Origin of the sequence: Chryseobacterium flavum (assembly GCF_003385595.1) — a bacterium.
In the GTDB taxonomy this organism is placed as follows: Bacteria; Bacteroidota; Bacteroidia; order Flavobacteriales; family Weeksellaceae; genus Chryseobacterium; species Chryseobacterium flavum.
On sequence record NZ_QNUE01000002.1, the window covers coordinates 136,150 to 150,265 of the forward strand.

The window sequence follows — 14,116 nt, forward strand, 5'->3', positions numbered from 1 at the left end:
TTTTGATGATTGCACTCATAACCTTTGTGGGCTGCAGCAAAGATGATGACAACCCTAATCAGGGAACAGGTTCGATTGACGTTGCAGTAGGTACATATAAGGGCGCCTATAGAATTGATGGTGTCAATTACTTTAATGCTGTATTAATTGTCACGAAAGTAGATGATAATCGACTTAAATTTGAGGCTAAAGCTGGAGAACCTTATTCACACGCAGCTTCCAGGACCATCCGGGCAAAAGCTGATGTACCGGGGCTTGTCAATGGAGACGATGCCCAGGGACTGTTTGGTTACAAAATTGCGGAGAAAAAATTAAATTTGGTTGTGAATACACTAGAAATCCCATATAGCTTTGAGGGAGAAAAACAGTAATTGTAGAATTAAGACCAAAGACCGGTCAAACTGAAGAACTTAGGATGTGATACATATTACATCCTAAGTTCTTGTTTGTTATTGTAATTTAAGCATTTTCATTGTAACATGTTTGGGGGGTAAACTTAAATAAACTGATTTGATAGGTAAGGCATTTTCATTAAATCATATTATCTCGGAGATACAGCGAAAAGAAAACGCTATTTCGCTGTCTGCACCCAATGAGATTAATGAAGCGTACCAAATGACCATATACCTGCAAGAATACTTGGCGTCGATAAGAGAGGATGTTACAACGCAGGGCTTTAAAAACCAGTGGGAGGAAATCAATTTCTTTCGCAACATTAAGCCATACATCCTCTCCAAACTGATTTACCACAATAAGATATTCCGTATGCAGACGGCTTGTCCAGTTGACGGAGGGAAAATGTATGCGAGCTATTTTTTAGAACAGTTGCAGGAATTAAAACAGGAATATAGGGAACATATTTACAATTCAGATTTTTACAGATATTACCGGTCAGGAAGAACCGACCGTGATGAAACCTATTTTAGATTGGGCAACATCAATTTCCACGATGGACTGAATAGTTTTGTTTTTGAAATTGACCCGCTGTTTTCAACTTATTATGATAACAAAGTAGCTCGGATAATAGCCAACGAGTTACTCTACACCTACATACTTCAAAAAATCAATAATGATGAAATGGCAGGTTCTCTTTCTGCAAGGGATATTTCATCAGACGGTATTCTTTGGACGGATACCAAAAATGCACTGATAGAACTGATTTATGCTCTGTATGCGAATGGTTCTCTTTCCTACGGTAAAGTAGGAATACGAAAAATCAGTTTAGTTTTTAATATTCCATAGCAGTAACTTCCGCACTTAGGGAGGTTAGCTGTTCTAAATCCTCAAGAAAATGTTTCGAGATTTGTTCGGTTTCGGCTACAAAAGGACTTTTTCGAAAGTCCTTTTTTTTATTCTATATACTGCAATCCGATTTTTTCCTATATAGATCTTTCTGTAAATACTATGCCCTTACTGCTCAAGAATACAATCCTAAACTTGGTAACCCATATGAGGGTTATATTTTGAATTCTATATAGTCCTTGCAGAACTTAATTCAGAACTTATAAGTCTGAAGATATAAAACTACATTATTGTACTCAGCAAAACTGCCGAAAATAACAATTAAGCAATAAATTAAATATTATTCTCCGGTTCAGACATTGAAACCTGATTTACCTTCCCACTTTCACAAAGAAAAATTAATTTTGAATTAAAAATAATAATTTTACTTTATTATATTCAATTTTTACAAAATTTCCACAAAATCAAATAAAATAGCTAACATAATTATTTTATTTATAAATTTACAAAAAGCTAAAACCAAAATTTTCTACATATGAAAACTAATTTATTATTGAGCAAACGCAATCTGAGAGCAGCAGTATTTGCTTCGTTATTATTTTTTACAGGAACAAAATCCTTTGCACAAATTAACAAAGTTTACGCCAGCAGCCAAACCAACCAAACATATGGTTTATGTATAGGCTGTGGAGTATTAAACCCTCAAAATGCAGTAGGAAGTAATGAAAACGATTACTCTACCCTGCAGGTTTCTGTGGGACTGCTTGCCAGAACCGAGCAGACTTTAATTTTCCCTACCTCAAACATCATCGCAAATACCAATAAGCTTGTAATTGGTATTGGTTCAAACGGAACACCACTGTCAGCTCAGGTATTAGGAGGTATATCTATTGAAACATTTAATGGTGATGTATCAAACAATGATTATCAAAATCTTAACAATGATATTATTCAACTAGGCAGCGCAGATCCAAGCAAAGCTGAAATTGAACTGACCATGAATATTCCTTTTGACAGGGTTAAAATAAATGTAAATTCAGGATTACTAAATATTGGAGGTGAACTTCGTGTATATTATGCATATCAGTATAAAGATCCATTCATCAGTCTAAAAGCTTATAGTGAAGGCGGGCAGGTAACACTTGATAACAAACTTCCTGTAGAAGGCTCTGAAGTAACCTTAACCAACACGTCAGGAAAAGAAGTATTCCGAACCACATTGAGGTCAAATACATTTGCTTCCGGTCAGCCACAGGGTGTATATATTATGACGCTTAAAACAAAAGAGGGAAAAATGTATTCCCAGAAAATCATGATTAAATAGAATATTATATAAATGATTCCAACCCGGCAGGCTTAAACACCTTGCCGGGTTTTTACATTTATACCCAAGACGTTCTGGCTAATCCCATTAAAACAGCTGTAAATACAGCAAAGGCAAAAATATATAGAGTGTACAATTTTAAGATATCCTTTTTGTAAGCAAAAGCCCCAGCCAAAAACCGGCCGGGGCTAATGAAACAAATTAACTATGCTAAAAATTAATTTTTAAGAACCTTTTGCTGATATACAGCTTTATCTGTCACAGCTTTCAGAATGTACATTCCTTTTGGAAGCAAACTAACATTGATTTGTCCGTTATTCACCTGAACATTGATCAACTTTCCGGAAACATCATAAAGAGAAACATTTATAATCTTCTCCTGAGTTCTGAGGGTAAGAATATCCGTAACCGGATTCGGATAAATACTGAATTCCAGCTTTTTAGCTTCCGCAGTTGCTAAAGTAGAACCGGAGCTTGTTACTGATATTGTTTTTTCTATCAGTTTACCGTTTGAGTTAAATCCGATAACGATTTCGGCTGATCCGGCAATAAGAGGGGTCAATACCAATTCATCATTAGTGTTGATTACCGAAGAAACAACGGTTGGGTTAGTGTTTGACTTTACAGATTTTACAATCGCAGCAGATAAATTATCATCATCAGAAATTACTGTTTTCAGATCAATTGTAGTTACATTTCCAAGGGCAACCTGCGAAGGAAGCGTATTGCTAACAACCGGAGCAGTATTGTCAGGAAACACGGTTAATGCAGGGAACCAATAATAGTTGTCAAGTGTTTTTGTATTAACAAGATTTCCGTTTATATCAAAAGTATGGATCCAGTTCTTCTCATAATGTGCTCCATATCCACTTTCAGTTGTATTTAAAATAAGTTCTCCCGTAACAGGGCTTACCCGTAAGGCTGCACCATATGGAATCTGCTTAAACTGTCCTGTCTGTCCCGGAATTGCAGCAAAGTTTTCATTAAAAGTTTTTGAGGTCACGTCAAATTTAACAATCTGAGATCCGGAGCTCCAGCTGCTGATTGAGTTGATCCAGAATAATGCATTTTCCTTGCTGCTTGCCGTAAATTTACCGGCATTCCATGCTCCCCAGTCTCCCAGGTATTTAGTTGTGGGAATATTATAAACCTGGGTTGCAAAAGTAGTTGGATGGATACTGATAAGCTTCTGTTCCTGAATCCCCCATACACTTCCGTCTTTTGCCTGAACGACGGAATAGAAGCCTCCTGAAACAGTATTTACTACAGTATTTGTATTCGGATCAATTACAAGAATCCCTGTCCCTTGTTTTACAGCAAATACATACTGAGAAGTACGGATCATGTTTCCTATCTGTCCGCTGCCTCCTGTCCCGGCTATCAGGCTACCCACCTGGAGATTTTCAATATCAAAAAGGAAGATTCCATTGGAAGCTCCAATATAACCTTTATGCTCATTCACTCCAACAAATGACCTTCCGTCACCTCCGCCAATATCATTAAAGCCGGCAAGCTTCTGCATGGTCTGCGCATTGGCCACTACAAGCCTTCCACCGGGAGTGTATTGAGTATCTCCGCCGTCAGCAGCCTGTTTTGATACAAAATAAAATTTATCACCATAAATTGTCCCGTACTGGGTAGTTGCCCCGAAAGCATGATTATTGTTAGCCGTACTGTAAACACGGTAATTGATCTGACCATTGTTATCAATAAAATTTACGGATCCGTTTGTATGCCCAAACCATTCTTCATTTACCATAAAGAAACCGTTTGTATAGTTTGTAACATTAGTTATATTCAACAGACTCGCTGAAGCTGAATACTTGGAAACAGGAGTCAGTACGGAAGAAATAGGGACAGAGTTGAATGACGGATTAAAATTCCAGACATCCCACGAACCATTTTGAAGAATACGGGAAGTAGCACCCACACTGGAATATCCGAAACTTGTATCCGTTGGGTTTTTTATCCAGTAGGACCAATATCCGTTAGATGCCCATCCGGCTTGCCAGTGGTCATTCTGGTCGGCTGACGTATATCCGTCAAAGTTATAGGCTGTAGTGGTAACTATTCCATTAACAGGATAAAGTGGGGAGGATGTATTACCATTGTAGTACAGAGCGTTTGAATTCTGTCCGTTCAGATCAAAACCGAAACCTCCTACAGCTGTTCCCTGTGCCGTTCCCGGATAAAGTAAGGTTAAAAACCGATGATCGGCCTTGGCAATAGCTTTAATCATATCTTCACCTGTGGCAGTCCCGTTCCATTTGAACCCCCATACCAAAGCATCAGGGTTCTTACTGTCGTTCCACTGTACTACAAATGCAGCCTGATTGGTTCCTGTTCCTACCCAATACTTAATGTCTGAAAAACTGATTGATGCCGTAACAGCTGTACTAAGCGGATTTACTGTTTTCCCCTGTAAATCATTCCGGGGAACTCCCTGTACTTTTATCTGTGCATTTGTGATACATGCAAACAGAAAAAGGAAGATCAAAAGATAAAACTTTTTCATTTTTATAATTTTAAGATATTATGTTGTTTATATTTATTTAAAATGTAAATCATAAGCGCCTGCAACCTCTGTGGAAACCTCACCTACCCATCCTGCTTCCTGATTTACTCCGGTATATATTTTTATAAAGTCTATTCCCGGAAGTTTCACATACTTACCGCTTCTGTCTACAGCCCATGAAATATCAATATTTGAAGCTTCATCACTATTAGGAGCATTATCTGCATAACCATATTCATACGACTTCCCTACCCAATACGATCCGTCTCCATTTTGGTCGAAAAAATTATTGGCCAGCCTGGTTCCTGAAAAACTGCTGGAAGCCCCGGTAAACCATAAAGGATAGTAACTCTGTACATGAAATGTATTTTTTGTTTTAAAACCTTGGTTTCCCAGATTGTCACTCCATTTGATATATTCTACATCTGTCTGCCAGAATTCGGTTCCGGGTACGGGAATTTTATTTTCATCAGGTTTGTGGTAAGTAATGCTATACTCTTTTATGGTCGTATTTTTGAAGTATTCACTACCTGCTATTTCGTACCATTCATCATTATCCGGCTTTCCGTTTTTGTTTCTGTCGTAGGCTACCATAATAATTCCCGGTTCACAAGAGCCAGAACGTGGGTCACTGGCATCATTTCCAAAGAATGCATTTCCTAAGACTTTAAAATCTCTACCATTCAGATTCGGGATCGTATGGTCAAAACCAAAAACCACATATCCTCCATATCCTCCCAGGGTGATCATCGTAGAATTGGATCCCACCAACGATTCGTTTGCTTTCTGAAGCATATTTGCAGCTGTATTTCCAGGAGTATATTCCGGAATTTCATTCATGAACTGACCTACAGCCGGACGAAACTCCAATACTTTGGAAATATATTTATTATAAGGAGTTTTTTCTTTGGTTACGATGATTTTAGAATGATAAACCTGCTCGTTTCCTTTATTATTGATCTTTAAAGTGAGCGGAAAAGCATCTGCTTTTGGACTGATAAATTCAAGTTCTGAATTTTGTGAAATAATAGAATCATTGATACTCCATGTGACGGATCCCGAAGCATTGGTAGGAATGTTCAACACTTTAAAACGTTCAATGGAATAAGAATCATCAAGACCTTTAAATGTAAATTCATCCTGATCATCATGTTTACAGGCTGTCATTCCTATAAGGAAACATAATAAAAACCCGGTTTTAAAATAAGTAAAGTTATTTCTGTTCATTTCTTAAAGTTTGGTTATTTGTATAAAAAAGCAAAGTGAGCAGGGATATTTCCGCCTTCAGTTTTCCATTTAAAATGTCCGTTTTTATCAAAGCAGTACACGAATCCCAGCGAAACATAATTTCTCGCATCTGTTATATAGATATCCTCTGTAATGGGATTTACAGCAATTCCGTAAGGTGTCTTAATTGCAGTTTCATATTCTTTGTCAAAAATTCTGTTGGCAATAATTTGTTCCGTTTTCACATCAATGATTCCAAAGCTCTTTTTATAACTGTGGGTAGTGTAATTAAACTCGTTACCATAGAAATAGAGTTTATCATTGACGATTGTCATTTCACTGACTGATAAATGAAAATTTTTCTTGATGGCTCCTGTTGCGGCATCTATTAAATAAAGATTAGAAGGAACATTATAATAATCTCCTCTGGAATTTACATACAGATCACCATAATTGTCTTTTTTAATATGATGGAGATTAATGGCAACCTCTACTTTTTTGATTTCAGTAAACGAGTTCAGATCGATGACAGATACAGTATTATCATAATCAGGAGCTTTATACCCTCCGGAGTTGGCAACAAATAATTTATTTCCTATAATCTCCAGCTCCTCCGGCTGATATCCCACTACGACCTCGCGCTGGATGGAAAGAGATGTAGTATCAATTTCCACCACTTTTCCTTTTGGTGCTTTCGGGTTGACAGCCACCGGACCGGCATAGCTGCTGGCATAGGCTTTCCCTTCTTTAAAGGTTAAGTATCTGCAGTTCTGCAATGGAATAGAAGTAATTCGTTTCGCTGTTTTGGCATCCAATACTTCAATTTTGTTGGAAACATTAACAACAATATACAATTTGCTCCCATAGATTTTGACATCATTTCCTACATCTCCCAGTTCTTTTACCACATTGGGATTGATCTCAGCGTAGATATTCCGGTAATAGGTTCCTTTCGTATAATCGAAAAAATCCAGGGTACATTTATTACTTCCCATATTCCCCTCATTCAACATATAAAAACCTTTTATTGCTGTATTTTCTGAGGGAAGTCCTTCTACCACTTCCTGACGGACAATAATATCATCTGTACGGCATGATGTAAGAAAAGCTAATACAAGAAATAAAAAATAAAAGTTTAGTTTTCTCATAGGGTGAAGTTTAGAATAAGTTTAAAGTTTCTTCCGGGCATCGGATAATTGATCACCACATCATAATACTGGTTGAAAATATTATTCATTTCAAGACTTACTTTGAATTGATGATTGCCCCAGTTGAATTTTTTCTGAACAGACAGATCGTGAGTGTACCAGGGTTGTACATAATTGTACTGAATGTTGTCCTGATTCACATCATATCTTTCCCCTACGTACATCGCGCTGTAATTGAAGCTCCAGTCTTTATAATCTGCCATCAGGCTGAAAGATCCGCTATGCCATGGTGTATAAGGAATCTGATTGCGGTAAAAAGTATCTTCAGGATCACTCATGTCTCTTGCGCTTTGATAAGTGTAGGAAAGCAACGGTCTAAGAGTAACTTTTCCCAATTGAAGTTCTGTCTGCACATTCACATCTGCACCAATAATTTCAACCATTCCCAGGTTCATCATCAGCCATCGGAACATGCTTCCGTTAGGGGCCGCTACAATTTTATCCTGTACTTTATTGTAATAACCATCTACTTTAGCGTAAAAGGTTTTAAAGAAATGGCGGACATAATTCTTCTGATAAGTAAACCCTATATCATACTGATTGGTAAATTCAGGTTTCAGATAGGTATTTCCTATATTGGTATAATACAGATCATTGAAAGTTGGAAGCCGGAAAATTCTTTTATAGAAAGCCCTGAGGGTAAGTTCAGGAATGATCGCAGGCTGATAACTCATAAATACGGCAGGCGTCCATTCTCTGCTGTCTCCGGGTCTTTTGTTTTTTCTTACTTCTTCGAAGGTAAATGTTCCTAAAAGGCTACCAAGAATTTTGAACCTGTTCCACTGATATGTTGTTGCCAATGCTACCAATGTTGTATACCGTGTAGGATAAGAAAAGTTCTCCAGATTGGCATCCAGATTATTGTACTGAAAATCTCCACTCAGGCTGACATCCCAGTTGGGCGTAATCGAATAGATATTGGATGAAGAAAGGTAAAGTTCACGTTGGATATAAGTGTTATCGGTATGAATAACAGACTGCGAACGAACCGTATCCATAAAACGGGTATAATCGTAGGCGAATTTTGCTTTTAGCTGTGCGTCAAATTTTGGGAATAACTTTTTTCTCAGATTGGCCTGTACGAAATAGTTTTCATCGGAAAGTCTTGCTCCCCTTCCACCAAAACGACCATTCACAATGGGAGCCGGCATTCCACGGTCTGATATATAACCATATCCTCTGATATTCCAGCTTCCGTTGTTTAAAGTTCCGTTGAGAGAAGTTTCAAAACGTTTCGCTTTGATGTCTGAGTCCTGTCTCCGGGCAATAGTATCATAAGCCTGCTGGCCGTCAGGATATTTTTTTGCATACCGAAACCTGTAAATTCCGTCACTCTGCATAAATTCTCCACTGAAGCTGGCAGAAACCCTGTCTGAAATTTTCTGCTCCAACCGGAATGACGGATTGAAAAGATCAATGGAAGCACTTTTTGCTCTTAAAACAAGGTTAGTTTTTCTTATCCCTTTAAATACGGGAGTTTTGGGTTGTAAATAGATAGATCCTGAAGAACCAAAATCCTTTGCAGGCTGAAAAATATCACTCTTCTGACCATTATATAATGATATTTCTTCCAGATCGTCCAAAGAGTATCTTCCAAGATCTACCAGCCCGTTTTGTGCGTTTCCGAGTTGAATTCCATCATAAAAAACACCTACATGCTGGCTTCCCATACTTCGGATATTGATCGTTTTTAGCCCTCCTATCCCGCCATAATCTTTGATCTGAACTCCTGAAAAATATCGTAAGGCATCTGCCACGGAATGGCTGTTCAGCCTCTCAAGATCTTCTCCCTGAATGGTTTGAGCCGGAAGGATTTCTCTGAAATTCTTTTTGTAAAGGCTGATCACTTTAATGGTCTCCTCCTTTAAGCTGTCTTTTTTCTTAGTTTGGGAATAAACAAGTTGAATTGTTAACACACATACTGTGAAAACAATTTTTTGAATCCGGAATGTAATTAGTTTTGCCACCATTAGCTCATTCAGGGATAATGATGACGCTGATGGATATAAGAAAACAACGACAAAGCACAGCTGTCACTGCACAAAATCATTGATGTCCTAAGCTTTATTCCACGAAAGCGTCAAACGATTATTATCTGGCAGGTCTTCTGACTTACTCCATTTTTGAAATCCTTCCCATTAAAAAAAACAGTGGATATATTTTTCAAAAACTTTGGTGCGGAGCTTACAGCAGCGGGTCTGTCCCGGATTTTCACCGGATTCCCTTTTAAGAGCTTTTTACGGCTCACCAAATTTCGGCAAATATAAAAAATTATTACTTACCTCCAATTAAAATCATGATTTATAAATAATTAAAGTTCCTTTGGAGGTTTTGATATTGAATTTGCTTAATTGTATATGAAACCACAAAAGACACAAAGAGGAAACATTTAAGTTATTTTTAGTTTCAGATTAGAATAAAAAACTTTGTGACTTTTGTGGTAAAAAATAATAAGAATGGTAAAAGCTTAAGCTAACTTTATCAGATTCCGATATTCAGGAAAATACTGAGTCTGGATTTTGCTTCAATATCACCTCCTGCTAAATGAGTATACATGGGAAGCATTACTTCAGTTCCCAGACTCAGTTTTTTATAAGAGGCTTCAAAGCCTAATTTTCCGTACAAAGCGCTTCCTGCAGTATTTGGTAACGCTTCATCAAACTGTTTATTCTGAGCATAAACTTCTCCCTGAACTCCTGTCTTTACAGAAAAAATGGAGTTTTCATTTCCTGCAACCTGATAAAAACCTGCTGCTGCGTAATTCCATTGATTTCCGAAACGGTAATTTTTCTTATTTTCTGTTTTAATCGTATAGTCAGTATTGACTAAAACCGCTACCTTATTTTTCTGAAATTTATAGTTTAAAGCCGCCTGATAATCCCAGCTTCCGGTTCCCAGCTGAAAACTTGGATTAACACCAGATGTTCCTTTTTCATCAAATTTTCCCACAGGAATTTTCACACCCAAACCTCCGCTTAACTGATGAAAATTATCCTTAGAACTTACCAGCTGGTAAATTCCCATCAGGTTCAGGTCTCCTATCCCATTGATTTTGATATCTCCCTGCATCGTTTTCTTCTCATGGAAATGAAAGGGCAGACTTGCGTAAACACTAAGCTTTTTCGTCAATGGAATTTTTCCCCAAAGCTGTAAAGTATTGAAATACTGATCCTGTGTGAGGTCTTTTACAAATAAATTTTCCTTGGCTTTATAATGCTGGGCGAAGTATTTGATTCCGATAAACTGTGGGTTCAATAAAGATTCAAAGCCGGAAGATCCGTTTCCTGCTGCACAGCCGCATGCGTCACAATCATCATCAAAATCGAATCTGCTAAAGGTTTCCGGAGCACTATAAGCACTATCTCTGATGGTTTTTGCATGATACTGACTAAACAGCATCAAACTTACTATCAATATAATCTTCTTCATGTTTTCTGTAATTTATTCTGCAAATTTTGGATTGGATATAAAGCTTTTATCCGATAATGTCTTAAGAAATGCAATGATTGATTGTTTTTCCTGGCTGTTCATGGCAATTCCTACATGGCCATTCTGTTTCAGCTGAGGATCAAGATTTGCATTATCTTCTACCTGATCCGAATAGAAATTGAGTACTGCCTCTAAGGTGTAAAATCTCCCGTCATGCATATAAGGTGCTGTATATTCCACATTCCTCAGACTTGGGACCCGAAATTTCATCCAATCGACCTGATCAAGAGTAACTCTGTAACGTCCGGCATCTTTGAATTCCACATTGTAGTACATTCCCGTATTCCGGAAACTTTCATCAGTAAACAGTTCTCCGCTATGGCAGGAAGCACACTTTTTACTGAACAATGTCATTCCCTGAGATTCTGCTGAAGTCAGCTGTTCTTTTCCCTGTCTGAACCTGTCATATTTTGAATCCGCAGAAATTAAAGAAGCCATAAACTGTGATAAGGCTTTTAAAATTCTCTCCCCTGTAATAGTTTCATCTCCATATGCATTCCTGAAAAGTTTTTTATACTTCGGATCATCTTTTATTTTTGAAATGGCTTCCGGTATGGAACTGTCCATTTCATTAACGTCTGTAATGGGACTGATGGGCTGGTCATTAAGGTTATGAATGACTCCGTCCCACATATATCTTTTCAAGAAAGCCATATTTTGAATGGGTGGTGCATTCCTGATACCTATTCTGTCGTCTATCCCATGGCTTACGGTATGTCCGTGATGGGTAAATGCATTTTCCTGAATATGACAAAAGCCGCATGAAATGGTATTATTCCTGGAAAGTTTTCCCTCATAGAATAATTTCCGTCCCAGCTCCACACCATTTTTTGTCACCGGATTCATTGATTTATCAAATGTCATTTCAGGGAAATAAGAAGGAGCCTGCAGATTATACGCTTCATCTTTCTCCAGTGGTTGGATAACCTCATCAGAGCAAGAAATACAGCTTAAGACAAATACAGGCAGAACGAGTATCGCTTTGATAAAAAAATTAATCATTGTGAACGTGGTCTACTTTAAACATCATTGTAAGATTATTGGTAACGTCTACCAAATGCTGGTTTGATCCCATCAACATATCATTGGCGGTTGTAAGAGTAAGAGGTTTGTTTCCGCTTAAAAACTGATTAAGATCTGCCAGAATGTGAACAGAAGGACGGATTTTTCCTGTTACTCTGGCTGTTGTTGGAAAATTTAAAGTAATCTCACGATAAAGATCCGGGGCGTTATTTTCTGTTGTATTCCCCATATTTCCAGTATGATTCATAAATTCCTTATAAGGAGCATCTGTAGCATATTTTCCTTCCAGCTTTACAAAAACATAACCGGCAGCCCATGACCAGGACATTCCTTTCTGCTTGGCTTTAGTCCAGAACTCAGCCTGCCCGTCCTGTCCGAGTAAATAAGCCTTTTGACTGATTCCCAATCCGAATTTAATTGTTTTATAATTGTTTTTCGGAATACCATCCAGATTAAGATATATAATTCCGGCTACAGCATCTGCCTGATCTACGATAAAAGCACCTTTATCAGGGTTGTTTTCATTGTATTTAAATTCATTTCCATTTTCGTCAATCAGTGAGATGTTGCTGATTATATATTTCAAAGCAGAAAAATTATGTTTCTGACCATTGGAAGAAGTCTGAACCGTCTGATTTAGAACGATATCTCCCACATTGTTAAATCCATTTTCAAATTTGATCTGAAGCTTTCCGGGTGCAGTATCCTGTGGGTTGTCATCATCCCTGCTGCTTCCGCAGGCTGTAAAAGAGAATACAGTAAAGGCAATAAAGAATAGTGATAAAAATTTATAAATTTTCATTGTTGATTTTTTAAGTTGAATTTTTGTGTAATGTGAAAACATTTTTTGCCACAAAAAGGCACGAAAGTTCTTACACTTAAGTTATTAAGCGATAAGTTTTATGCATAAAAGAACACTTAAGCTTTTTTAAATATCAAAGATTTAATTAATGCTTTTGCGACTTTTGTGGTTAGATAGTGACAGCTAACTTAAAAAACCGGTGGTTTGAAAATATGGGTCAGAAACAGAAAAGAATAGGTTGTTTCGTAGATAAAGCTGAAATTGAAAAACACAAGTTTCTCAGTAGTGGTGATCTCTGTTGTTTCAGGCAGGATATATGTGTCCAGGATTTTCTGTCCTGAGTTTTTTATTTTCTGAAAAGGAGAAGACTCTGAATCATTGGTTTTTGCCAATTCTTTACTCAGATAACATTTCCCATTACAATGAATCTCCGGTCTGCTTTTATTAATGCAGAGAACTTTAACAATATAATTATAATTTACAGCATACTCTACCAATGGTACTAAAGGTCTTAGCCCCATATAAAGAGTAAAAAGTATGCTGTAAAATAATTTCATGAGACTATTTCCTGCTTAAAGCCTCATCATATCTTTTACTTACTTCTTTCCAGTTCAGCACGTTCCAGATTGCGGAAAGATAATCAGCTCTTTTGTTCTGATACTTCAGGTAATATGCATGTTCCCATACATCAATTCCAAGGATTGGAGTACCTTTCTCCTCCACCACATCCATAAGAGGGTTATCTTGGTTTGGGGTTGAGGAAACGAATAGTTTTCCATTTTTATCTACAGAAAGCCATGCCCAACCGGAACCGAAACGGTCTGCTCCTGCTTTGCTCATTTTTTCTTTGAAAGCATCCATACTTCCGAAAGTTTCATTGATGGCTTTTGCCAGTTTTGCAGAAGGCTGTGTATTTTTTTCAGGGGTAAGGATTGTCCAGAAAAGTTCGTGGTTATAATGTCCGCCTGCATTATTTCTTACGGCAGGACTTACCTTTGAAGTTTCTCCCAGAATCTGGATCAGGGTCTGTTTTTCCTGTGGGGTTCCCGCTATTGCTTTATTCAAATTGGCTGTATAAGCAGCACCATGTTTTGAATAGTGAATTTCCATAGTCTGGGCATCTATAGATCCCTCCAATGCATTGTAAGCATATGGCAAAGGAGTCTGTTTAAACTGAGCCATTGTAAACTGAGCCGCAAATACTGCACTTAAAGCAGCTATTTTCAAAATTTTCATAACATTTTGTTATAAGGTTAAACAATATTTCTGTAGGAAGATGAGTCTTC

Annotated in this window: 12 protein-coding genes and 1 riboswitch; of the genes, 3 read left to right on the top strand and 9 right to left on the bottom strand. The window is 37.5% G+C overall.

Annotated features, from left to right (window positions below; translation table 11 throughout):
• Nucleotides 1-5 precede the first annotated feature (5 nt).
• The 3 genes from DRF59_RS02770 (at nt 6) to DRF59_RS02780 (ending at nt 2,566) form a co-directional block, all read left to right on the top strand.
• Nucleotides 6-371 carry a hypothetical protein gene (locus DRF59_RS02770; protein ID WP_115956761.1) on the top strand — a complete coding sequence of 122 codons (366 nt, stop codon included), beginning with the start codon at nt 6-8 and terminating at the stop codon, nt 369-371.
• A 139-nt stretch (nt 372-510) separates the two neighbouring features.
• Nucleotides 511-1,242, top strand: a complete 732-nt coding sequence (locus tag DRF59_RS02775; RefSeq protein ID WP_241505464.1) for an RteC domain-containing protein — start codon at nt 511-513, stop codon at nt 1,240-1,242.
• Between the two features lie 535 nt (nt 1,243-1,777).
• Nucleotides 1,778-2,566: a T9SS type A sorting domain-containing protein gene (locus DRF59_RS02780; RefSeq protein WP_115956762.1), complete on the top strand. Its 789-nt coding sequence runs from the start codon at nt 1,778-1,780 to the stop codon at nt 2,564-2,566.
• Between the two features lie 217 nt (nt 2,567-2,783).
• On the opposite strand, the gene DRF59_RS02785 is transcribed toward DRF59_RS02780, so the two are convergent.
• The 9 genes from DRF59_RS02785 to DRF59_RS02825 all read right to left on the bottom strand — a co-directional run bounded on the left by DRF59_RS02785 (nt 2,784) and on the right by DRF59_RS02825 (nt 14,066).
• Nucleotides 2,784-5,081, bottom strand: coding sequence for a DUF5074 domain-containing protein (locus DRF59_RS02785; protein WP_115956763.1), 2,298 nt, complete (start codon nt 5,079-5,081; stop codon nt 2,784-2,786).
• A 33-nt stretch (nt 5,082-5,114) separates the two neighbouring features.
• On the bottom strand, nt 5,115-6,308 hold the full coding sequence (locus DRF59_RS02790) for a cell surface protein (protein ID WP_115956764.1): 1,194 nt from the start codon (nt 6,306-6,308) through the stop codon (nt 5,115-5,117).
• Between the two features lie 14 nt (nt 6,309-6,322).
• Nucleotides 6,323-7,456 (bottom strand): YncE family protein, encoded by a 1,134-nt coding sequence (locus DRF59_RS02795; RefSeq protein WP_115956765.1) that lies wholly within the window; start codon nt 7,454-7,456, stop codon nt 6,323-6,325.
• Complete coding sequence (locus DRF59_RS02800; protein ID WP_317126569.1) at nt 7,453-9,432, bottom strand: TonB-dependent receptor plug domain-containing protein; 1,980 nt, start codon at nt 9,430-9,432, stop codon at nt 7,453-7,455. The genes DRF59_RS02795 and DRF59_RS02800 overlap by 4 nt, the downstream gene beginning before the upstream one ends.
• 164 nt (nt 9,433-9,596) lie before the next feature.
• Nucleotides 9,597-9,783: riboswitch (cobalamin riboswitch) on the bottom strand.
• 214 nt (nt 9,784-9,997) lie between these two features.
• Entirely contained in the window at nt 9,998-10,945 is a 948-nt protein-coding gene (locus DRF59_RS02805; RefSeq protein WP_115956767.1) for a transporter, read from the bottom strand.
• Nucleotides 10,946-10,957: 12 nt separating this feature from the next.
• Nucleotides 10,958-12,007, bottom strand: coding sequence for a cytochrome-c peroxidase (locus tag DRF59_RS02810; RefSeq protein ID WP_115956768.1), 1,050 nt, complete (start codon nt 12,005-12,007; stop codon nt 10,958-10,960).
• Nucleotides 12,000-12,830 carry an MbnP family protein gene (locus tag DRF59_RS02815; protein WP_115956769.1) on the bottom strand — a complete coding sequence of 277 codons (831 nt, stop codon included), beginning with the start codon at nt 12,828-12,830 and terminating at the stop codon, nt 12,000-12,002. Before DRF59_RS02815 ends, DRF59_RS02810 begins: the two co-directional genes overlap by 8 nt.
• Nucleotides 12,831-13,018: 188 nt before the next feature.
• On the bottom strand, nt 13,019-13,387 hold the full coding sequence (locus DRF59_RS02820) for a hypothetical protein (RefSeq protein WP_241505465.1): 369 nt from the start codon (nt 13,385-13,387) through the stop codon (nt 13,019-13,021).
• A gap of 4 nt (nt 13,388-13,391) precedes the next feature.
• Nucleotides 13,392-14,066: a superoxide dismutase gene (locus DRF59_RS02825; protein WP_115956771.1), complete on the bottom strand. Its 675-nt coding sequence runs from the start codon at nt 14,064-14,066 to the stop codon at nt 13,392-13,394.
• Between the last annotated feature and the right edge of the window lie 50 nt (nt 14,067-14,116).

Excerpts from the sequence above, each read along its gene's own strand:
- DRF59_RS02770 (WP_115956761.1), top strand. The coding sequence starts at position 6 with ATGATTGCACTCATAACCTTTGTGGGCTGCAGCAAAGATGATGACAAC.
- DRF59_RS02780 (WP_115956762.1), top strand. The coding sequence starts at position 1,778 with ATGAAAACTAATTTATTATTGAGCAAACGCAATCTGAGAGCAGCAGTA.
- DRF59_RS02785 (WP_115956763.1), bottom strand. The coding sequence starts at position 5,081 with ATGAAAAAGTTTTATCTTTTGATCTTCCTTTTTCTGTTTGCATGTATC.
- DRF59_RS02790 (WP_115956764.1), bottom strand. The coding sequence starts at position 6,308 with ATGAACAGAAATAACTTTACTTATTTTAAAACCGGGTTTTTATTATGT.
- DRF59_RS02795 (WP_115956765.1), bottom strand. The coding sequence starts at position 7,456 with ATGAGAAAACTAAACTTTTATTTTTTATTTCTTGTATTAGCTTTTCTT.
- DRF59_RS02805 (WP_115956767.1), bottom strand. The coding sequence starts at position 10,945 with ATGAAGAAGATTATATTGATAGTAAGTTTGATGCTGTTTAGTCAGTAT.
- DRF59_RS02810 (WP_115956768.1), bottom strand. The coding sequence starts at position 12,007 with ATGATTAATTTTTTTATCAAAGCGATACTCGTTCTGCCTGTATTTGTC.
- DRF59_RS02815 (WP_115956769.1), bottom strand. The coding sequence starts at position 12,830 with ATGAAAATTTATAAATTTTTATCACTATTCTTTATTGCCTTTACTGTA.
- DRF59_RS02820 (WP_241505465.1), bottom strand. The coding sequence starts at position 13,387 with ATGAAATTATTTTACAGCATACTTTTTACTCTTTATATGGGGCTAAGA.
- DRF59_RS02825 (WP_115956771.1), bottom strand. The coding sequence starts at position 14,066 with ATGAAAATTTTGAAAATAGCTGCTTTAAGTGCAGTATTTGCGGCTCAG.